This is a genomic window from Stenotrophomonas sp. YJH_SMC_105-26 (genome assembly GCF_059368915.1).
Map to the genome: position 1 here is coordinate 144,794 of NZ_JCAFSD010000003.1, position 19,628 is coordinate 164,421.

Annotated in this window: 15 protein-coding genes; 5 read left to right on the forward strand and 10 right to left on the reverse strand. The window is 67.2% G+C overall.

Annotated elements, in window-relative coordinates:
- The first annotated feature begins 14 nt into the window (after positions 1–14).
- From AC5P7F_RS10525 to AC5P7F_RS10535, 3 genes are all read left to right on the forward strand, one after another.
- The gene (locus AC5P7F_RS10525) at positions 15–743 is read left to right on the forward strand and encodes a GNAT family N-acetyltransferase (protein ID WP_164077568.1); all 729 of its coding nucleotides are present in this window, start codon (positions 15–17) and stop codon (positions 741–743) included.
- Between the two features lie 28 nt (positions 744–771).
- On the forward strand, positions 772–1,488 hold the full coding sequence (locus tag AC5P7F_RS10530; protein WP_111206787.1) for an SDR family NAD(P)-dependent oxidoreductase: 717 nt from the start codon (positions 772–774) through the stop codon (positions 1,486–1,488).
- A gap of 94 nt (positions 1,489–1,582) precedes the next feature.
- Entirely contained in the window at positions 1,583–3,529 is a 1,947-nt protein-coding gene (locus tag AC5P7F_RS10535) for an EAL domain-containing protein (RefSeq protein ID WP_164077569.1), read from the forward strand.
- Here the strand turns inward: AC5P7F_RS10535 and AC5P7F_RS10540 are convergent.
- Positions 3,526–4,137 (reverse strand): TetR/AcrR family transcriptional regulator C-terminal domain-containing protein, encoded by a 612-nt coding sequence (locus AC5P7F_RS10540; RefSeq protein ID WP_164077570.1) that lies wholly within the window; start codon positions 4,135–4,137, stop codon positions 3,526–3,528. The two genes, AC5P7F_RS10535 and AC5P7F_RS10540, sit on opposite strands and share 4 nt — an antisense overlap.
- A 104-nt stretch (positions 4,138–4,241) precedes the next feature.
- On the opposite strand from AC5P7F_RS10540, the gene AC5P7F_RS10545 reads away from it, so the two are divergent.
- Together AC5P7F_RS10545 and AC5P7F_RS10550 are read left to right on the forward strand one after the other, a co-directional pair.
- Entirely contained in the window at positions 4,242–5,318 is a 1,077-nt protein-coding gene (locus AC5P7F_RS10545; protein WP_111206785.1) for an MBL fold metallo-hydrolase, read from the forward strand.
- A 166-nt stretch (positions 5,319–5,484) separates the two neighbouring features.
- On the forward strand, positions 5,485–8,604 hold the full coding sequence (locus AC5P7F_RS10550) for a galactose-binding domain-containing protein (protein WP_164077571.1): 3,120 nt from the start codon (positions 5,485–5,487) through the stop codon (positions 8,602–8,604).
- Between the two features lie 57 nt (positions 8,605–8,661).
- On the opposite strand, the gene AC5P7F_RS10555 is transcribed toward AC5P7F_RS10550, so the two are convergent.
- From AC5P7F_RS10555 to AC5P7F_RS10595, 9 genes are all read right to left on the reverse strand, one after another.
- A complete protein-coding gene (locus tag AC5P7F_RS10555) occupies positions 8,662–9,639 on the reverse strand; it encodes a transporter substrate-binding domain-containing protein (RefSeq protein WP_164077572.1) in 978 nt (325 codons plus the stop codon).
- A gap of 16 nt (positions 9,640–9,655) precedes the next feature.
- Positions 9,656–11,401, reverse strand: coding sequence for an ABC transporter permease subunit (locus AC5P7F_RS10560; protein ID WP_164077573.1), 1,746 nt, complete (start codon positions 11,399–11,401; stop codon positions 9,656–9,658).
- A complete protein-coding gene (locus AC5P7F_RS10565; RefSeq protein WP_164077574.1) occupies positions 11,398–11,949 on the reverse strand; it encodes a GNAT family N-acetyltransferase in 552 nt (183 codons plus the stop codon). Before AC5P7F_RS10565 ends, AC5P7F_RS10560 begins: the two co-directional genes overlap by 4 nt.
- Positions 11,946–13,166, reverse strand: a complete 1,221-nt coding sequence (locus AC5P7F_RS10570) for an amidohydrolase (RefSeq protein WP_164077575.1) — start codon at positions 13,164–13,166, stop codon at positions 11,946–11,948. Before AC5P7F_RS10570 ends, AC5P7F_RS10565 begins: the two co-directional genes overlap by 4 nt.
- Before the next feature lie 4 nt (positions 13,167–13,170).
- The gene (locus AC5P7F_RS10575) at positions 13,171–14,514 is read right to left on the reverse strand and encodes an LLM class flavin-dependent oxidoreductase (protein ID WP_046430278.1); all 1,344 of its coding nucleotides are present in this window, start codon (positions 14,512–14,514) and stop codon (positions 13,171–13,173) included.
- An 18-nt stretch (positions 14,515–14,532) separates the two neighbouring features.
- Positions 14,533–15,510 (reverse strand): MsnO8 family LLM class oxidoreductase, encoded by a 978-nt coding sequence (locus AC5P7F_RS10580; RefSeq protein ID WP_069117071.1) that lies wholly within the window; start codon positions 15,508–15,510, stop codon positions 14,533–14,535.
- 14 nt (positions 15,511–15,524) lie between these two features.
- On the reverse strand, positions 15,525–15,887 hold the full coding sequence (locus tag AC5P7F_RS10585; RefSeq protein ID WP_032960011.1) for a DUF3088 family protein: 363 nt from the start codon (positions 15,885–15,887) through the stop codon (positions 15,525–15,527).
- A 157-nt stretch (positions 15,888–16,044) separates the two neighbouring features.
- On the reverse strand, positions 16,045–16,626 hold the full coding sequence (gene msuE / locus AC5P7F_RS10590) for an FMN reductase (RefSeq protein WP_164077576.1): 582 nt from the start codon (positions 16,624–16,626) through the stop codon (positions 16,045–16,047).
- 117 nt (positions 16,627–16,743) lie between these two features.
- Entirely contained in the window at positions 16,744–19,320 is a 2,577-nt protein-coding gene (locus AC5P7F_RS10595) for a TonB-dependent receptor domain-containing protein (RefSeq protein ID WP_164077577.1), read from the reverse strand.
- Positions 19,321–19,628: the final 308 nt, after the last annotated feature.

Consider the following 19,628-nt stretch of genomic DNA (forward strand, 5'->3'; position numbering starts at 1 on the left):
GCGAACCGTTTGTCATGGATGATGCGATTTCCCCGTTGATCGATGCTGCCTGGCAGCGCGTGTTCGCCGGCCAGCGCACGTTGCAGCAGGGGCCGCAGCTGCACCTGGCGTGCAGCGATGATGTCGATGAGGGTGAGGACGGCATGCTGTTACAGCCGGTCGCGGGCCCCGCCCGAGCGCTGTTGCGTCCTGCCCTGGCCGCTCGCCTGCAACTGCGTACGCAACCGCACTGGACACTGGCGCAGCTGCAACAGCGCTTGCAGCAGCTCGGCCAGCATTCGCACGGCGCGGATCGTGTCTTCTACTTCCCCACCGCAACACTCGCCGCCCTCGCCGAACACCCTGCCCCACCACATATCCGCCGCCTCGGCGCGACCGACGCGGCAGCGTTCAACGCGTTCCAGGCCACCGCCAGCGAGGACGATCTCGATGCCGCATGGGTCGAGCTGGATCACTGGCAGGTGTTCGGTGCCTTCGACGGCGAGCGCCTGGTCGCTGCGGGAAGCATGTACCCCTGGAGCCTGGATCCAGCCTTCGCCGATATGGGCGTACTGACCCTGCCCGAGGCCCGCGGTCGCGGTCACGCGCGACAGCTGGTACACGCCATGGCCGTGTCCGCGCGGGCGTCCGGGCTGCAGCCGCAATACCGTTGCCAGCTCGACAACACCGCCTCGATCATCACCGCCGGACGCAGCGGCCTGCGCGCGTTCGCCGATTGGGACACCATTCTGGCGGCCGACTGAGGCCGCCGCCGCACAACAAGGAAGCCACATGAAATTGATGGTCATCGGCGCCAGCAGGGGCCTCGGTCGAGCGTTCGTCGAAGGCCTGTGCAGTGCGGGCGACACCGTCATCGGCGTTTCGCGCAGCCGCCCGCACGACCTCGAATGCCCCGAGGGCGTCACCCTGCAGTGGATCGAAGCGGATCTGTCCCAGCCCACCCTTGCTGCCAATCACATCGCAGCGCAGGCGCCGGCCGATCTGGATGTGCTCATCCACAACCTGGGCATCTGGGAAGAGACGGCCTTCAGCGACGGGTACGCCTTCCTCGACGAAAGCGATGCCGCGCTTGCCCAGCTGGTCGACGTCAACATCACCGCCACCCTGGTGCTGCTGCGGCGCCTGCTGCCGAGGGTACTGGGCGCAGCACGTCCACAACTGGTGCTGACCGGCTCGACCTCGGCGCTGCCGCGCAGCGGCCGCCCGGAAGTGGCGTTCGGCGCATCCAAGTTCGCGCTCAACGGCATCGCCGATGCGCTGCGCGAAGGCTTCCGGGATCGGCGCCTGGCGGTAACCAGCCTGCAGCTGGGCTACCTCAACACCGACGATGCACTGTCAGTGCCGGTAGCGGACGCCGCAGCGCGCGGCGACGGCGAACTGGTGCCGGTCCATGATGTCGTGGCGATGGTACGCACCCTGCTGCAGCTGTCACCGTCCTCCTTCGTGCGCGAACTGGTGCTGCCCGCCATCGCCGACCCGCGCTACTGACCGCAGGGACCTTGGCCTGGCCCTTGGTGGCCGCACAGGCGCCTGTGGTTTACCCTGCTCGTCACTGGCCGTCGGTCACAGGCGGGAACCTGCTATGGATGCGCTTTCACGGGTCTCGGCCCAGGTCCTGGACAGCGCCCTGCCCAGCCTGCCGCTGTACCTGCTGCAGGCCACGGCGGTGATCGGCATGATCGGCGTGCTGCTGATCGCCACCCGTCGCGCCGGGCACGCCATTGAAGGACGGCGCCTGTATGTCGGCGTAGCGCTGGGCCTGATCTACCTGTTCAATTCCTGGTTCGTGGCCCGTTACACCCAGGGTGTGGTCAAGCTGCACCTCGGCTTCGACATCCTGCTGGTCAGTGGCCTGCTCGGTGGCTGGCGCGGCGGCTTGGCCTGCCTGGCCGCCGCCCTGCTCGCCCGCTACCAGTTCGTCGGCACCCAGTTCTTCCTGCCTGCCAGCCTCGAGGCCGTGTTGCAGATGGTGGCCGGCGTCTGGCTGCGCAGGCGCCTGCACCCGCGCATGCTCAACGAACTCTCGCCACGCATGATCCTGCAGGCGTGGTCCGTGCGTATCGGGATGACCGCCCTGGGACTGGCGCTGGGTGTGGCGATCATTGGGGCCGATCAACTACCGGTGGCCGAACTGGCGATCCAGCGTGTGCTGGCACTGCCGGTCTCGCTGCTGGTACTCGGCGCAGTGTTCGCACTGGTCTACAACGATGCCCAGATCGATGCGCAGCGCCAGCGCGAACAGGCGTGGCTGCGCATCGATCCGATCAGCGGCCTGCCCAACATGCGTGCGCTCGGTGAACGCCTGCAGCGGTACTGGCGCGACAACGACGGCATCGGCAAGGCCTGCCTGATCGTGGCCGAGATGGGCAACCTGCGCGATCTGCGCCTGCGCTACGGGCCATTGCAGGACAACGGCCTGTGGCAGCGCGATACACCGGCCGACGTCCACCGGTTGCTGCCATCGCTGGCGGTGGACGACGTGGAGGTCTACCAGTTCGGTGATGCCGCGCTGGCGATCCTGGTGCGCGGCATGACCTTGTCCGAACTGCGCATACAACCGCAGATCACCGAGCTGGCCAGCAACCTGGCCGATCGGGTCGGCCGCGATTGGCCTGGCTTCCGGCCGCTGTTCCGCTGTGCGGTGGTTGAATTGAAGCCCCCCGTTGATGCCGACGAAGGACATCTTCCGTTCCGCGCGATCACCGTGGCACTGAGCGCGATCGAATCCGGCGTCGTGTTCTTCGACGACCCGATCCAGCGCGACGGCGAGATCGACGCCCTGATCGAAGCCGCCCTCGAACGCTGGCTGCAGCAGGGCGACGCACCGCTGTGCTACCAGCCCAAGCATCGCCTGCAGGACCGCCAGCTGGTCGGCGCCGAAGCGCTGCTGCGCATGCGCGATGGCGAAGGCCGGCCGATTGCACCGATGCGGGTGATCTCGCTGCTGCGCCGGCAGGGCCGGCTGGCAGACCTGGAATGGGCCACGCTGCAGTCGGCGGTGCACTTCCTGCAGCACTGCCGGCAGGACGGCGCGGCGCTGACCATCGCAGTCAATGTGTCAGCCGAATCCCTGCGCCTGCCCGACTTCGGCCTGCGCCTGCAGGAACTGCTGCAGCTGCACGACATCCCCGGCGCGATGCTGCGGCTGGAAATCGTCGAGTGGACCGAGATCGTCGAGCGTGACCTGGTCGATGCCAACATCGCACAGCTGCTGGCGGCCGGAGTCACCCTGTCGCTGGATGATTTCGGCGCGGGCTATTCGACCCTGATCCTGCTTTCGCAGCTGGCCATCGCCGAGGTCAAGATCGAGCAGGCGTTGATCGCCACGCTGTCCGACGCCAAGTCGCAGTCGATCGTTCGCTTCATCGTCGAAGTCGCGCACCGCTGCGGCGCGATCGTGGTGGCCGAGGGGACCGAAACCCTGGCGCAGGAACAGCACCTGCGCGCGCTGGGCGTGGATGTCGGCCAGGGCTATCTTTACTCGGCCGCACTGCCGGCCGACGAGTTCCGTCGCTTCGCCGCCAGCTAGACCGCGTAGAAACCCAGGAACATGGCCACCGCCGATTCGGCGACGCGTGCGCGTTCCTGCGCGGTCAACGGTGGCTGCCCCATCGTCACCTGCGGCCAGAACGCAAAGCTCTTCACCAGCCCATGCAGCTGGTGGCCGGCGAATTCCGGATCAACCTCTCGCAACCGGCCATCGGCGATCGCTGCGCGGATCCACGCACTCTCGCCACTTTCCTTCTCGCCCATGCGGCAGACGATGGCCTGCGCCCGCTCCGGTGAGTGGATGACCTCGGCCATCGCCACCCGTGCCAGGTCGATGAAGTTGGCATCGCTGAGCAGTTCCAGCTTCTGGCCCAGCAACTGCAGCAGCTGCGCCTGCAACGGCTGGTCCGCGCGATACGGCAGTGCGTCGCTGGCCACGCTGCGTTCCCACAGCTCCTCCAGGATCATCGAAAACAGCGCTTCCTTGCTCGGGAAGTGGTTGTAGACGGTGCGCTTGGAGACCCCGGCCACCTCGGCGATGCGGTCCATGCTGGTCGCCTCGTAGCCCGATGCACGGAACTCCTCCACCGCCGCGCGCACGATGTCCTCGCGTTTGCGGTCGGTCAGGCGTTGTGGGGCACGGGGCATGGCGGAGACCGGATAGCTGAACGGACGCCACCATTTTACACCCAGTAGTGTACTTTTGAAAAATGCGAAACTACACTGTGCAGTGTACCCAGCGGACGTCACCCATGAAGCGCCTGCTCCTTGTCCTCCTGCTTGGAATCCTCGCCGTGACCGCCTACACCTTCTGCAAGTCCTGGTCCCTCCCCGACTTCCCCGATTCGCCGCAGTACCGCGACGGCAAGTTCCGCAATGCCCTGCCCCGTCCGGCGATGGGCCTGCGCGACGGTGCGGAGATCTGGTGGACGTTCCTGTTCAACAAGCCCAAGGGCACCGTGCCCGCCCACCCGATTCCGGTGAAGCCGCTGGACCGCGCCTCCCTGGATGCTGCGCCGGATCGCAGCCTGTTCCGGCTTGGGCACTCCACGATCCTGCTGAAGCTGCGTGGCCAGTACTGGCTGACCGACCCGGTGTTCTCCGAGCGCGCCTCACCGGTGCAGTGGATGGGGCCGGCGCGCTTCCACGCACCGCCGATCAGCATCGACGAACTGCCGCCCATCGCCGGCGTGATCCTCTCGCACAACCACTATGACCATCTCGACCATGCCGCGGTAATGCAGCTGGCCGGCAAGACCGCGCGCTTCATCGCACCGCTCGGCGTCGGCGACCAGCTGATTGCATGGGGTGTGGACGCCAGCAAGGTGGAACAGCTGGACTGGTGGCAGTCGACTGAAGCCAGTGGCCTGCGCTTGACCGCGACCCCGGGCCAGCACTTCTCCGGCCGCGGGCTGGGTGACAGCGACCGCAGCCTGTGGGCGTCATGGGTGATCCAGGACGGCGACTTCCGCATCTTCTTCAGCGGCGACACCGGCTACTTCGATGGCTTCAAGGCCATCGGCGAGAAGTACGGACCGTTCGACCTGACCATGATCGAGACCGGCGCCTACGATCCGCGCTGGGCGTTCGTGCACATGCAACCGGAACAGACCCTGCAGGCGCACCTGGACCTGCGCGGAAAGTGGCTGCTGCCGATCCACAACGGCACCTTCGACCTGGCCCTGCACGCATGGCAGCAGCCGTTCGAACGCATCACGGCATTGGCAGCCGCGAAGAACGTGCCGGTGGCCACGCCGATGATGGGCGAAGCACTGGACATGCAGGCGCCGCAGGCGGGTACGCGATGGTGGGAGACGGTGGAGCTTTAGCGGGGGATGCCGTTTGACCTGCCGGAAGCCATGTAGAGCCGAGCCATGCTCGGCTGCGTCAACCACGCAAGCGGCCTGCGGCGCTGCAGTGCGTCATGTAACCGATTACATCCCTTGCTAGCGTAGCGCTCGCCCGATTCCGGTCGAACCTGCGAGGCTGTCTGTAATGACGTTGCGCGCCGAACGCTCCAAGGTCTCCACACCGCTTTTCCTGTTGCGTCCTGCCGGTGCCCTGCTGTTGGCAGCCCTGGCCTCCAGCGCACAGGCACAGACGCTGCCACCGCGCAGCCAATGGCAGGCCAGCAGTTCCGCGCAGCAGGTGCCGGCAATGGCGATCGGCCACCTGATCGACGGCGACCCGAAGACCGTCACCGGCGGCGCCTTCAGTCCGGGCCACTGGTTCCAGATCGATCTGGGCGCGCCCACCCTGCTGGCCGGTGCGCGCCTTACCTGGGATGTCTCCAACCCGGAAGGCTATTCACTGCAGACCTCACTGGATGGCAGGCAGTGGCAGACCGCGTACACGATGGCCGATTCGCTGGGCGACGTGGAAACGCTGTACTTCGCGCCGCGGCAGGCACGCTACCTGCGGCTGGCCAGCCCGCAGCGCACCTCCGATTGGGGCGTGTCGATCTTCGAGATGGAGCCACTGGACAGCACGCTCAGCGCACGCATCAGCGGTATCGATGCAACGCAGGCAGCGGCGCTCTGGCAAGGCGGCGGCACCGTCGCGATGCCGGCCGGGGCAAATGGATCCCATACGTTCGAGATCACGCTGCCGCGGGCCCAATCAACGGCTGGCCTGGTCGTCGGCTGGGCCGATGGCGCGCGCGGCGCCGCGCGACTGCAGGTGCAGGATGCACAGGGCCGTTGGCAGGACCTCGCACACGATGCACAAGCGGCCAATCATCGACAAAGCTGGCTGGCCGCCACTGCAGCACAACCGTTACGTACATTCCGCCTGAGCGTGGACGGCGCTGCACCGCAGATCGCGCGCCTGCGCCTGCTCGGCCCGAAAGCCGTGATGACGCCGATGAAGCGCTACCAGATCGCTGCCAGCGGCGCGCAGCGCGCGTTGTTCCCGGCGTCGTTGCAGATGCAGCAGACCTATTGGACCGCAGTGGGCGTGCATGCGGGCCGGCAGAAGTCGATCTTCGACGAATACGGCAATCTGGAAGCCTTCAAGGGCGCGCCGTTGGTGCAGCCGATCTGGCGAAGTGCTGACGGCCGCGCCGCTGGCGCGGCAGGACAGCCGATACAGCACGCGCTGCGGGATGGCTGGAAGCCGATGCCCTCCGCTACGTGGTCACCGCAGCCCGGGCTGGAGTTGCGCAGCGAGGTATTCGCCATCGAGCGCAACGGCCAGCCGGTAACGTTCCTGCGTCATCGCCTGCACAACACCGGAAAAACCCGGATCGACGGCACGCTCAGCCTGGTCGTGCGCCCGATGCAGATGAACCCGCCATGGCAGAACGGCGGGCTGTCGCCGATCCGCGATGTGGCCATCGACAGGCAATCCGTGCGCATCAATGGCCGCACGCTGCTGCAGTCGCTCACGCCAGTGGCTGCGTCCGGCGCGGCGCCGTTCGGCAGGGATGGCGCCACGGAAATCACCGCGGACATCGCTGCCGGCCAACTGCCTTCCGCGCAACAGGCGCATGATGACCAGGGTCTTGCCTCGGCTGCGTTGGACTACCGCGTCTCGTTGGCGCCGGGAACCAGCGATGCCATCGTGGTCGCGTTCCCGTTGGGCACCGCCGCCGCGGATGCCAATGGCGTGCTGCCCGAAGCGCCTGCGTTGGATCTGGCCACGCTTCCCCGCGATGCCAATGCGGCGTTCGATTCACTGGCCACGCAGGCGTCCGCGGACTGGCAGGCACGGCTGGGCCAGGTCGGCCTGCGCCTGCCCGATCCATCACTGGTGGACATGCTGCGCGCGCAGGCCGCCTACATGCTGATCAACCAGACCGGCCCGGCGATGCAGCCCGGCCCGCGCAACTACAACCGCTCCTTCATCCGCGACGGCATGGCCACCTCGGCCGTGCTGCTGCGCATGGGCGAGGCCAAGGTCGCGCGCGACTACCTGGCCTGGTACAGCGAACACGGCGTACATGCCAACGGCCTGGTCTCGCCGATCCTCAATGACGATGGCAGCGTCAACACCGGCTTCGGTTCGGACATCGAGTACGACAGCCAGGGCCAGTACGTGGCGCTGGTCGCCGACGTTGCACGGCTGGATGGCGGACCCGAGTCGGTGCGTGACTACCTGCCGAAGGTGAAGGCCGCGCTGCACTTCCTGCAGGAACTGCGCGAGCGCACGCTGGTGCCCGGATACAAGGCTGACCAGCCTGCCCCGGAACGCTTTGCGGGCATCCTTGCACCATCGATCAGCCATGAGGGCTATCCATCACCCACCCACAGCTACTGGGATGACTATTGGGGCCTGAAGGGGTGGCACGACGGCGCGTGGCTGGCCGAGGCACTGGGCGACCACGAAACCGCCCGTTGGGCGCGCGAGCAGTACAAAGCGCTGTACGACGCATTGCGTGCCTCGATCCGCGCAACGATGGCGTGGAAGGGCATCGACTTCATTCCGTCATCGGCCGATCTTGGCGATGGTGACCCCACGGGCGTGTCGATCGCCCTGGACCCGACCGGCGCGCAGAGCGTGTTGCCGGCAGATGCGTTGCGGACCACCTTCGCCCGCTACCTGGAAGACGTGCGCAAGCGCAGCCAGCCCGGTGCGCTGTATGCCTACACGCCGTACGAGATCCGCAACGTGCTGAGCTATGTGCACCTGGGCCAGCCAGACGTGGCTGACGAGCTGCTGCAGGGCCTGCTTCATGACCGGCGCCCGCTTGAATGGCAGGTGCTGGCCGAAGTAGTGCATTCACGGCTGCGCTTCCCGCGCTACCTCGGCGACATGCCGCATACCTGGATCGGCGCCGAATACGGCCGCACCCTGTTCGGCATGCTGATGCGCGAAGACGATGATGCGCTCTCGCTGCTGCCGGGCACACCGCCCTCGTGGGTGGCGGGGAATGGATTGGCGGTGGAGCGCCTGCCGACGGCGTATGGCACATTGCAGATGCAGGCGCGGCAGCGCGACGGAGTGCTGACGGTGGCGCTGGGCAAAGGGCTGCGCGGCGGAACGGCGGTGAAGGTCTGGTGGCCGGCGCGCACGATGCCGAAGACGGTGCGTGTGGACGGACGCAGCGTTTCCGACTTCGACGCCGAGGGCGTGCGCCTGGCGAAACCGTTCAGAACGCTGGAGGCGCGTTGGTAAAACAGCCGAGCATCGCTCGGCTCTACAAGCGAAGGTCGCGCCGGGCCACGCCCGGTGTCATTGCAACGTCGGCAATCCCGGCGGGTTGGTCTGCGACTGCGGCACGGCTTCCTCGGCCACGTTCCACCGCTTCAGCGCCTGCGCGTAGGTGCCACTGGCGATCTGGGTGTTCAGCGCCTGCGTCACTGCATCAGCCAGGCCGCTGCCCTTGCGCGTGGTCACCGAGATCGCCGCAGCGTTCGGCCAGCCACCGGGGAACAGGCCGACGCGCCGCACCTTACCGTCGCGTGCGGAATAGGCGCCGGTGGCGTTGGGCTCGAACGACACATCGGCACGGCCGGTGATCACCGCCAATCGCCCGACCACCGCGTCATCGAAGTACTGGTATTCCACGGGCTTTAATCCCGCCGCGATGTTCTGCTGGTCCCACTGGCGCAGGATCTGGTCCTGGTTGGTGCTGGCACCGACCACCACCTTCAGCCCGGCCACATCGGCGGGCTTTTCGATTTTATGGATGGGCCCGTCGCTGCGCGTGTAGATGCCCAGCAGGTCGTAACGATAGCTGGAGAAATCGAACTTCTTCTTGCGTTCCTCGGTGACCGTCACGTTCGACAGCACCGCATCGTACTTGCCCGACTCCAGCCCCAGCGGCCAGTCGGCCCAGGCCACCGGCACGATCACCAGCTTCAGGCCCAACGCATCCGCGATCAGCCGCGCGATGTCCGGCTCGATGCCGACCACGTCCTTGCTGTCGGCGCCGTAGTCGGCCAGCGGTAGCTGCCCCGGGTGGGTCGCCACAGTGAATGCGCCCGGCGTGACGAAGTGGTAGCCCGCAGGGATCAAGGCCTGCGCCTTCGGGTCGAGCGTGCCCTTCAGCACGGCGGTGTTGGTACCGGCCAGGCTGGTCGCGGCCACAGCGGCAGCCTCCGGGGCCTGGCGCACGCGCGAGTAGACGATGCCGGCGATGCCGATGACCAGCACCCCCACGATCAACAGGGTGCTGCGCGAGGGGCGACGCGGTGCTGCAGGGCTCATGGTGTTCCTTCCGGGGTTACAGGGTCTTGGCCAGGAAATCGGCGGTGCGCTGCTGGCGCGGGCGTTCGAACAGCACCTCGGGCGTGCCCTGCTCGATCACCCGGCCCTGGTCCATCATCACCACGTGATCGGCTACGCGGCGGGCGAAGCTCAGCTCATGGGTGACGATCACCAGCGTGGTGCCGGAGCGGGCCAGCTCCTCGATCACGCTCAGCACCTCGGCCACCAGTTCCGGGTCCAGCGCCGAGGTCGGTTCGTCGAACAGCAGCACCTTCGGCTGCAGCGCCAGTGCCCGCGCAATTGCGATGCGCTGCTGCTGGCCACCGGACAGCTGGCGCGGGAAGGCATCGGCCTTGTCGGCCAGGCCGACCCGTTCCAGCAGCGTGCGCGCCTGCTGCTCGGCCTGCGGTCGCGGCACGCCGCGCACCGCGATCGGTGCCTCGATGATGTTCTCCAGCGCGGTCAGGTGCGGGAACAGGTTGAAGCCCTGGAACACCATGCCCACTTCCGCACGGCGGCGTCGGATCTCGCGCTCGGGCAACTCGTACAGGGTGTCGCCCTCGCGGCGGTAGCCGATCAGCTGGCCGCCGACAGTCACGTAACCGGCGTCGGCGCGTTCCAGGTGGTTGATCAGCCGCAGCAGCGTGGACTTGCCGGCGCCCGAAGGGCCGATCAGCACGGTCACGCTGCCGGCACGCAGGTCCAGGTGCACGTCTTCCAGCACCGGCTGATCGCCAAACACCTTGCCTACGCCATGCAGCGACACCGCCGCGCCCTCGCCCGCTTCAACCTGGGTGGCGATACGCGGGCGGCTTGCTACGCGCGGCGCGGCATCGCTCTGCACACGCGGGGGCGATGAGACCCGCGACACCGAGCGCTCGCGCTGCAGCTGGCCACGCGCGAAGCGTTGCTCCACCCGCCGCTGCAGCAGCGACAGCACGGTAAGGATCACCAGGTACCAGACCGTGGCCACCATCAGCAGCGGCACCACTTCCAGGTTGCGGCGGTAGATCACCTGCACGGTGTAGAACAGCTCCGGCAGCGCCAGCACGTAGACCACCGAGGTGCTCTTGGCCAGGCCGATCACATCGTTGAACGCGGCCGGCAGGATCGAACGCATCGCCTGCGGCAGGATGATGCGGCGCACCTGGCGGCCACGCGGCAGGCCAAGTGCCGCTGCCGCCTCGTACTGGCCATGGTCGACCGAGAGGATGCCACCACGGATCACTTCGGCCGAGAACGCGGCCTGATTCAAGGTGAGGCCCAGCACTGCGGCGGTGAACACGCCGATCAGCTGCGTGGTCGGGTACGAGAACAGGCTGATGCCGGTGAACGGCACGCCCAGTTCGATGGTGCTGTACAGGTAGCCCAGGTTGTTCAGCAGCAGCAACAGCACCAGCAGCGGGATCGAACGGAACAGCCATACATAGCCCCACGACACCGCCGACAGCAGCGGCGAGCCGGACACGCGGGCCAGCGCCAGCAAGGTACCCAGTGCGAAGCCGAGGCCGGTACCGAGCGCGGTCAGCAGCAGCGTGCGACCCAGGCCTTCCAGTACAGGCCGTGCGAAGAACCACTCGGCGAACGTGCCCCAGCCCCAGCGCGGATTGCCCAGCACGGATTGCAGCCCGATCAGGATCAGCGCCAGTGCCAGCACCGTGCCGAAGACCTGCAGCGGATGCCGGGCCGGCACGATCTTCAACGCCGGTGCTGGCGCGGGGGGTGCGGCAATGCCATCCAGCGCAGTCGAAGGCGTGCTCATGCGTGGGCTCCGTGCAGCATGGCCTGTGATGGCACAACGACCGGCGCCGATACGCTCAGGTGCTTCTCGAACGGCAGATGCGCGATGGTTTCCGGGTCGGCCTGCAGGTCGAACAGCGCGGTGTAGCCGTGGCTGAGGTACAGGCCGACGGCTTCAGGCTGGCGGAAGCCGGTGGTCAGGAACACCCGCCGGTACCCTTGCCGCGCCGCCTGGTCTTCCAGTTCCTGAAGCACGCGACGCGCGATGCCCTGCCGGCGCAGCCCGGGCAGCGTCCAGATGCGTTTGAATTCGGCGGTGTCCGGATCGCGGTGCGGCATGAAGGCGCCGCCGGAGATCGCCACACCATCGCGCAGCAGCAGCACGAACGCGCCTACCGGCGCCGCGAAGGCCTGCGCCGGATAGCGTTGCAGCTCCTCGCGGGCGCTGCCGCCGATGCGTCGGCGCACGTCGGCGTAACGGATGTCGTACTCCTGCTCCAGGCCATCGAACAGCGGCCGCGCCAATGGATCATCCACCGAGGTATAGAGGAAGCGTTCGTTGCTGCTCATGCCACGTCCTTCACCAGATAGTCTTCGGCCAGCCGCGCCCACAGGCTGGCGGCCGGTGCGATGGCCGCGTCGTTGAACACATAGCGCGGGCTGTGCAACGGTGCGCTGTCGCCGTTGCCGACGAACACGAAACTCCCGGGCCGTGCCTGCAACAGGAAAGCGAAGTCCTCGCTGGCGGTGCGCGGCGCGAACTCCGGCACCACCTGTTCGTGGCCGAAGCCCTGTACGGCCACGTCGCGGATGTAGGCGGTCTGCTGCGGGTGGTTGATCACGCTGGGGAAGCCACGCGGGAACTCGATTTCGGCGCGTGCCCCGAAAGCGGCAGCGGTCTGCTCGGCAATCCCGGTCACCCGGCGGCGCAGCGTGTCGCGCACCTCGGGCAGGTAGGCGCGCACGGTCAGCTTCAGCTCGACCACGTCCGGAATCACATTGGCGGCCTGCCCACCGTGGATCGAACCGACGGTGACCACGCCCATCTGCCGCGGGTCGACATTGCGCGACACCACACTCTGCAATGCAGTGATGATGTGCGCGGCGACCAGGATCGGGTCCACGCTGCCCTGCGGCTCGGCACCGTGGCCGCCCTTGCCGATCACCTTCAGCCGCGCCCAGTCGACCGACGCCATCGCCGGGCCGTCGACGAAGCCGAAGTGGCCGACCGGTACGCCGGGCCAGTTGTGCAGCCCATAGATCGCATCCACCGGGAAGCGCTCGAACAGGCCGTCGGCAATCATCTTCGATGCACCTGAGCCGGTTTCCTCGGCTGGCTGGAACACCAGCTGCAAGGTGCCGTCGATAGTGCCGTGATGGGCCAGGTAATGCGCGGCAGACAGCAGGATGGCGGTGTGACCATCATGGCCGCAGGCATGCATCAGGCCGACGGTCTGGCTGGCGTAGGCCAGCCCCGAGTCTTCGTGGATCGGCAAGGCATCGATGTCCGCACGCAGCCCCAGCCGACGGCCGCCCTGCCCACGCTGCAACGTGCCGACCACGCCGGTGCCGCCAAGACCGGTGGTCACCTCATAGCCCCACTGCTGCAGCAACTCGGCCACACGGGCGCTGGTGCGGTGCTCCTCGAAGGCCAGCTCCGGGTGGCGGTGCAGGTCATGGCGGATCGCGATGGTGGCCTCGGCGCGTGCCGCGATCTCGGGCAATACGCCCGTCGTTTGGGAATCCCGCCGGGCATGGCCCGTTGCTGCCGCAGTGTCTCCGCTCATTGCCCTACCCCGCCTTCCGCGCCGGCTCGGCATCGGTCGAATGGCGGCTGGCCTTGTACGGCAGGCCCAGATGCTCGCGCAGGGTCTGCCCTTCCAGCTCGCGCTGGTGGTAGCCGCGCGCCTGCAGGATCGGCAGCACCTGGGTCACGAAATCGTCCAGGCCTTCGCGCTGTGCCGCAAAACCGAGGATGAAGCCGTCGCTGGCACCGGCATCGAACCAGCGGATCAGCTCATCGGCCACGCGCTCCGGCGTACCGATGAAGTTCGGTCGTGGACTCACGGCTTCCAATGCCACCTGGCGCAGGCTCAGCCCCTTCTCCCGCGCATCCTGCTTGATGCGGTCGGTGGTGGAACGGAACGAGTTGCTGCCGATCTCACCCAGGTCCGGGAACGGCGCGTCCGGATCGTACTGGCTGAAATCGTGGTGGTCGAAGAAGCGTCCCAGGTAGGCCAGTGCATCCTCCAGCGTGGCCAGTGCGGCGATTGCCTGGTACTTGGCTTCGGCCTCTTCGACAGTACGGCCGACGATGGGGCCGATGCCCGGGAAGATCTTCACGTCGTTGCCGCTGCGGCCATGCGCGATCGCCGAGTTCTTCACCTTCTGGGTGAACGCGCGGGTTTCTTCCAGCGACGGCGAATGGGTGAACACCGCATCGGCGTACTTGCCGGCCAGCGCGATGCCATCGTCGGACGAACCGGCCTGGAAGATCACCGGCTGGCCCTGTGGCGAACGCTGGATGTTGAGCGGGCCTTCCACCTGGAAGAAGCGGCCCTTGTGGTCGAGGCGGCGGAACTTTTCCGGCGCGAAGAAAGTACCGCTGTCGCGCTCGCGCACGAAGGCATCGTCATCCCAGGAATCCCACAGCCCCTGCACCACCTCCAGGTACTCGTCGGCGATCTGGTAGCGCAGTGCATGCTCGGGATGTGGGCGGCCATAATTGCGACCCGAGCCCTCCAACGGCGACGTCACCACGTTCCAGCCGGCGCGGCCGCCGCTGAGCAGATCCAGCGAGGCGAACTGGCGGGCGACGGTGAATGGGTCGCTGTAGGAGGTGGACAGCGTACCGGCCAAGCCGATCTTCTTCGTCGCCGTAGCGAGCGCCGACAGCAGCGAGATCGGCTCGAAACGGTTGAGGAAATGCGGGATCGACTTCTCGTTGATATACAACCCGTCGGCCACGAAGCCGAAGGCGATGCCGTTGTCTTCGGCGGTGCGCGCGATGTCGATGTAGAACTGCAGGTTGACGCTGGCATCGGCCGGGTTGGACGGGTGCTTCCAGGCATGCATGTGGCTGCCGGGGCCCTGCAGCATGATGCCGAACGGAATGTGGCGCGGGGTCGTGCTCATGGGAAACGCTCCTGCAGGTCAGGCCACCGCCGCGCGCGGCGCGGGCGACAGCAGTTCAAGGGATGTCAGGCGTGCGTCGAGGTCGGCCACCGGCGCATCGAGGATGAACTCGCCCACGCCGAAACGCCGGTGCAGCGCATCCAGTTCGCCGCGCACGTGCTGCGCATCGCCGGACAGCACGCTGGGGCGCGTTTCCTCGATGCGGAAGTCGGCCACGCCCACCTGGCGCGCGTACTCGACAGCCGCCTCCGGGCTGGGCAGGTTCACCGCCTGCCCGGGACCGAGGTGCAGCTTGTAGACCCGCAGCGCACCGATGTGACGCGCTGCGGCTTCAGCAGTCGGTGCGGCGAAGGCCACCGTGGCCAGCAGCGGTGGCTGCGAGGCGACGCTGCGATAGGCGTCGAACGCGGCCTCGATGTGCTTCGGGTCACCATCGAAGTGCGCGGCGTAGACGAAGCGCCAGCCCAGTTCGGCCGCCTGCTTTGCGCTCTGTGGACTTGCGCCGAGCAGGAAACGCTCCGGCGCCTGCTGCGGAACCGGCCGCGCCAGCGCCTCGCTTTCGGCGCCGGCCAGATAACCCTCCAGGTCGCGCAGTTGCTGGTCGAAGTCGGCGAACGGCGGACGCCCGGCTGCCAGCGCGGCAGTCGAGGCCGGCAGGCCGCCGGGGGCCTTGCCCACGCCCAGATCGACGCGCCCCGGCGCCAGCGCCGCCAGCAGGTTGAAGTTCTCCGCCACCTTGTACGGCGCGTAGTGGCGCAGCATCACCCCGCCACTGCCGATGCGGATGCGCCGGGTCTGCGCCAGCACCCAGGCCGCCAGCACTTCCGGTGCAGGGCTGGCCAACGTCGGTGCGGCATGGTGCTCGGCAAACCAGTAGCGGTGATAGCCCAGCTGTTCGGCGCGCTGCGCCAGCTGCAGGCTGTTGCGCAGCGCCTGCTCCGGCGAAGCGCCCTCGGCCACCGGGCTCTTGTCCAGCACGCTGATCTGATAGCTCACGGTCGCGTCCTCGCTCAGGGGTGGGCCACGGGAATGCCGAGCAATCCGTTCAGTGCGGCCAGGATCGGTTCGGCACCGGAGATGTACTGCCGGTCCTGGTGCGCGCCACTGGCCAGGTCGCTGCGTACGCCCTGCGGCAGCACCAGCTTGGGCAACGACTGGTCCTGCTCGCCGATCTCGGCGATCACCTCGCGGCGCGGCCGCGCGAAGCCGATGCGACGTACGTCCAGCTGCGCATCAAGGCCGTCGATGCTCGACAGTGCACCTTCCAGCAACAGGCTGTGCCGGCAGAAGAAGCGCTGGCCGGGAATCTGGCCGTCCTCGAACTCGCGATCGAGCAGGAACAGGATGGGTTTGCTTGCTGCGTCGAGCGTCACTGGGGGGGTCCTCATCTGGGCCGGCAATGCGATGCCGCTTCGATATCGATGCTAGAGATGCCGGCGGCTGCGGCAGCGACGCCTGGCGACAATCGGCGGTCAGATCCGGCCATGCAGATGCAGCGTGGCCATAAGCAAAGCGCCGCCGGTTATGGCGTCAGGCGATGCGTCGCAGCGGCGCCGCTACCGCCAGCGCCTGCGTCGCCAGGTGGCCGGCCGCACGCTCGGCTGCCAGCGCGATGCGTGCCTGCAAGGCAGCACTGTTGATGTGCTCGCCGTCGAAGTCGGCAGGCGTGGCATACACCCCGATCGGCAGCGTGTGCGCCTGCAGGAAACTGAACAACGGCCGCAACTGGTGGTCGATCACCAGCGCATGGCGCTCGCTGCCACCGGTCGCTGCCAGCAGCACCGGCGTATCCACCAGCGCCTCCAGCCCGACGAAGTCGACCAGGTGCTTGAACAACCCGGGATACGAGCCGCGATAGACCGGCGCGGCCACCACCAGCAGCTCTGCGGCCTCGATGCTCTGCAGCGCCTGCTCCACCTCCGGCCCCGCCTCATCGCGGGACAACGACTGGCCCAGCGAGCGCGCGATCGGCGCCAGCTCCACCAGCTCCACGCTGGCATGCACGCGTTGCTGCAGCGACGCCAGCAGATGCCGCACCAGCAGCAACGTGCGCGATGTCGCCGCACTGGTCGGCGACCCCACCAATGCAACCACCTTCAATGCAGAAGACATGAACTGCTCCTCGATAATGCCGAACTACCTCCGGCCGTCCTTCGTCTTTTGTAGAGCCGAGCCATGCTCGGCTGCTTCCCGCCTTTGTAGAGCCGAGCCATGCTCGGCTGCCCCAGATCAGAACCGGTAACTGATCCGCCCATACCAATACGCCCCGACGTTGCCCAACACGTCGCCGTTGTCCCAGGTCGTCTCGATGCTGGCCACATCGGTAGCACTGCGCGCGTACTCCGGCACCTTGCGCGTGCGCTTGTCGAACACATTGTTGATCCCCAGCGCCGCGCTCCAGCCCGCCCCCAGCTCCACGCCGCCGGACAGGTTGGTCACCAGCACCGGCGGCTGCTTGTACTCCACGCCGTTGTTCAGGCGCTTGATCGGGCCGTAGTAGGTGAAATCGACGTTCGAGCGCCAGCGCCCGTTCTGCCAGCCCAGCCCGGCTACCTGGGTGTAGCTGGGCGTGCGGAAGCGCAGCGCGTATTCGCTGCTCTTGGTCAGCAGGTTGATGTTCGGCAGCCCCTGCAGCGCCGCCGGAATGTCGCTCACCTTCTGGATGGTGGTACGGCCGACGTTGGCCGCGTAGCTCCAGCGCAGCTTGCCCCACGCAGTGTCCTGGTTGGCTTCCAGGGTCAGCTCGACACCGCGCGTGCGGGTATTGCCCACATTGGTGAAGTAGCTGGCGTAGAACGCATCACCCGGCAGGATGCTGATGCCGGCGGAACCCAGCAGCGCATCGATGGTGTTCTTCTGCGCCGCGCTCAGCACCGTACCGCTGTTGTCGGTGATGCGCGCCGGATCCTGCGCGTTGTAGCCGATCTGGCTGGACTGGCCCAGCTGGCCACGGATGTCGATCTGGTACGCATCCACGGCCAGATGGAACGCCGGGCTCGGGTCCCAGGTCACGCCCAGGCTGTAGTTGGTGGCTTTCTCGGGCTTCAGCGGCGCAGCACCCAGCGCAACCGCCGCCGGTGAAGACACCTGCGCCACCAGCGTGGTCCCGCACGGGCAGCTGCCCGTGGCCTGGTAGAACTGTGCGCCCAGGCTGGGCGCATGGAAGCCGTTGCTGACCATCGCGCGTACACCCAACGCGTCGGTGAAGTCGAAGCGCGTGGTCAGGCGGCCAGTGGAGACACTGCCGAAGTCGGAATGATCTTCCCAGCGCGCCGCGGCATCCAGATACCAGCGCGAGGTGATGTTGCTGGCCGCGCCCACATAGACCGCCTTGCTGTTGCGCGTCGCCTTCACCGCGTCGGCAGTCGAATAGCCGACGAAGGCTGCGGCACCGAAGCCGGTGTACGACTCCCACTGCCCGGCCCCGCGTTCGTACTGTTCGTGCTGGTACTCGGCGCCTGCGCTCACTTCCAGCGGCGACGCAAAGGCGGCCACCTCGAAGCCACGGCGCAGGTCGAGGTTGGCGATCCCCTGCTGGTAGTCCAGCTTGCCGTCATAGAAGTCAGTGGGCGAACCGGGATACGGCAGCGAGTAGTTCACCGAATTGCGGGTATAGGTGCGCACCGTGCTGCGGTTGCCGGTCAGGCTGGCGTCGTAATCCCAGCCCGCGATCTGCCCCTTCACGCCCGCAGTGCCGGTGTACTGCTTTTCCTTGGTCTCCAGCACCGGCAGGAAGCCATCGTGAAACACGCTCAGCACGCCGGGTGCCTTGTAGGTGGTGAAGATGGTCGCCGGCAGGCGGAAGTTCTGGATCGCCTGCGCGGTGCGGTCACTGGCCGTGGCGTTGGCGTAGAACTGCGCGCTCTCGCCCAGGCCATGGCCTGCATTCACTGCGAAAGCCTTCAACGCGTACGACGGCGAACTGAGGATGGTGTTGGCCTCGGCATCGCGGTTGGCCTCGGCCGGGTTCGGCGATGCACCCGTCGGCAAGCGATTGTTCGGGCGCAGTGCGACCCGGTTGCCGTTGGCATCTACTGCCGGATAGCTCAGGTAGCCATCGATGTAGCGACGGGTGCGGATCGCGTGGTGCTGCCGCGTGTTCTCGCCGGACAGGTTGACGAAGCCATCCTGGCCCCACGGCAGCCCGACATTGGCGCGCACGCTGGTACGCGAACCATCACCATCGATGCTCTGCCCGCTCTCCACCGACACATCGCCACCGTGCGCCTGCGATTTCAGGATCACGTTGACCACGCCGGTGATCGCGTCCGAGCCATAGATGGCCGACGCACCATCACGCAGCACTTCCACGTGGTCGATGGCCGACACCGGAATCAACGCCAGGTCCGCCCACGCATGGCCTGGGAAGCCGCCCCCATTGGCACCGCTCACATAGGCACTGGCATTGCGGCGCTTGCCGTTCACCAGCACCAGCGTGTAGCCCGGTGACAGGTTGCGCAGCTGGTAGCCACGGATCAGGCTCTCCTGGTCGCTCTGGTAGCCGCCGATCTGGCTCAGCGACGGCAGGCTGCGCTGCAGCGCTTCCAGCAGGTTGCCCTGCCCGGTGGCGGCGAGGTCCTCTGCAGAGATCACATCGATGGGCGTGGAACTGTTCTTCACCGTGCGCGTGCTGGTGCGTGAGCCGGTGACCACCACCGCATCCAGCGTGGACGCGGCCACGTTGGCCGTCGCGGCGGTGGCAGCAGGATCTGCGTCTGCTTCAGCCGCATGGCTGGGCGAGGCGGCAAGGATGGCTGTGATCAGAACAGCGAGAGCGCTCAGGACAGGGGCGTGGGCGGCAGGCATGGGGGCTCGTGGGGGTGGGCCGGAAACACGCTTCCATTCAAGGGCCTGTTCACCTGGTGCGACAGGCGCGATCGCGTCACCCAGCCGTAACATCCGGCCACCCACATGACCGCTGGTAATGACGTTAGGCGGCGCACGCGCACGGGGTCCCCCACGGAGTCGGATCCCTTTCCATAGGAAAGGGCTCTGACCCCACGCACGCCTCCCCACCACGGGGTCAGAGCCCTTCCTGCGGAAGGGATCCGACCCCGGTTCCCATATGCCCGCCCGGCATCACCTCATGCCCGCGCATCACGCAACGCCACGCA

Excerpts from the sequence above, each read along its gene's own strand:
- AC5P7F_RS10565 (WP_164077574.1), bottom strand. The coding sequence starts at position 11,949 with ATGAGCAGCAACGAACGCTTCCTCTATACCTCGGTGGATGATCCATTG.
- AC5P7F_RS10535 (WP_164077569.1), top strand. The coding sequence starts at position 1,583 with ATGGATGCGCTTTCACGGGTCTCGGCCCAGGTCCTGGACAGCGCCCTG.
- AC5P7F_RS10560 (WP_164077573.1), bottom strand. The coding sequence starts at position 11,401 with ATGAGCACGCCTTCGACTGCGCTGGATGGCATTGCCGCACCCCCCGCG.
- AC5P7F_RS10530 (WP_111206787.1), top strand. The coding sequence starts at position 772 with ATGAAATTGATGGTCATCGGCGCCAGCAGGGGCCTCGGTCGAGCGTTC.
- AC5P7F_RS10525 (WP_164077568.1), top strand. The coding sequence starts at position 15 with ATGGATGATGCGATTTCCCCGTTGATCGATGCTGCCTGGCAGCGCGTG.
- AC5P7F_RS10555 (WP_164077572.1), bottom strand. The coding sequence starts at position 9,639 with ATGAGCCCTGCAGCACCGCGTCGCCCCTCGCGCAGCACCCTGTTGATC.
- AC5P7F_RS10570 (WP_164077575.1), bottom strand. The coding sequence starts at position 13,166 with ATGAGCGGAGACACTGCGGCAGCAACGGGCCATGCCCGGCGGGATTCC.
- AC5P7F_RS10545 (WP_111206785.1), top strand. The coding sequence starts at position 4,242 with ATGAAGCGCCTGCTCCTTGTCCTCCTGCTTGGAATCCTCGCCGTGACC.
- AC5P7F_RS10595 (WP_164077577.1), bottom strand. The coding sequence starts at position 19,320 with ATGCCTGCCGCCCACGCCCCTGTCCTGAGCGCTCTCGCTGTTCTGATC.
- AC5P7F_RS10550 (WP_164077571.1), top strand. The coding sequence starts at position 5,485 with ATGACGTTGCGCGCCGAACGCTCCAAGGTCTCCACACCGCTTTTCCTG.
- msuE (WP_164077576.1), bottom strand. The coding sequence starts at position 16,626 with ATGTCTTCTGCATTGAAGGTGGTTGCATTGGTGGGGTCGCCGACCAGT.
- AC5P7F_RS10575 (WP_046430278.1), bottom strand. The coding sequence starts at position 14,514 with ATGAGCACGACCCCGCGCCACATTCCGTTCGGCATCATGCTGCAGGGC.
- AC5P7F_RS10540 (WP_164077570.1), bottom strand. The coding sequence starts at position 4,137 with ATGCCCCGTGCCCCACAACGCCTGACCGACCGCAAACGCGAGGACATC.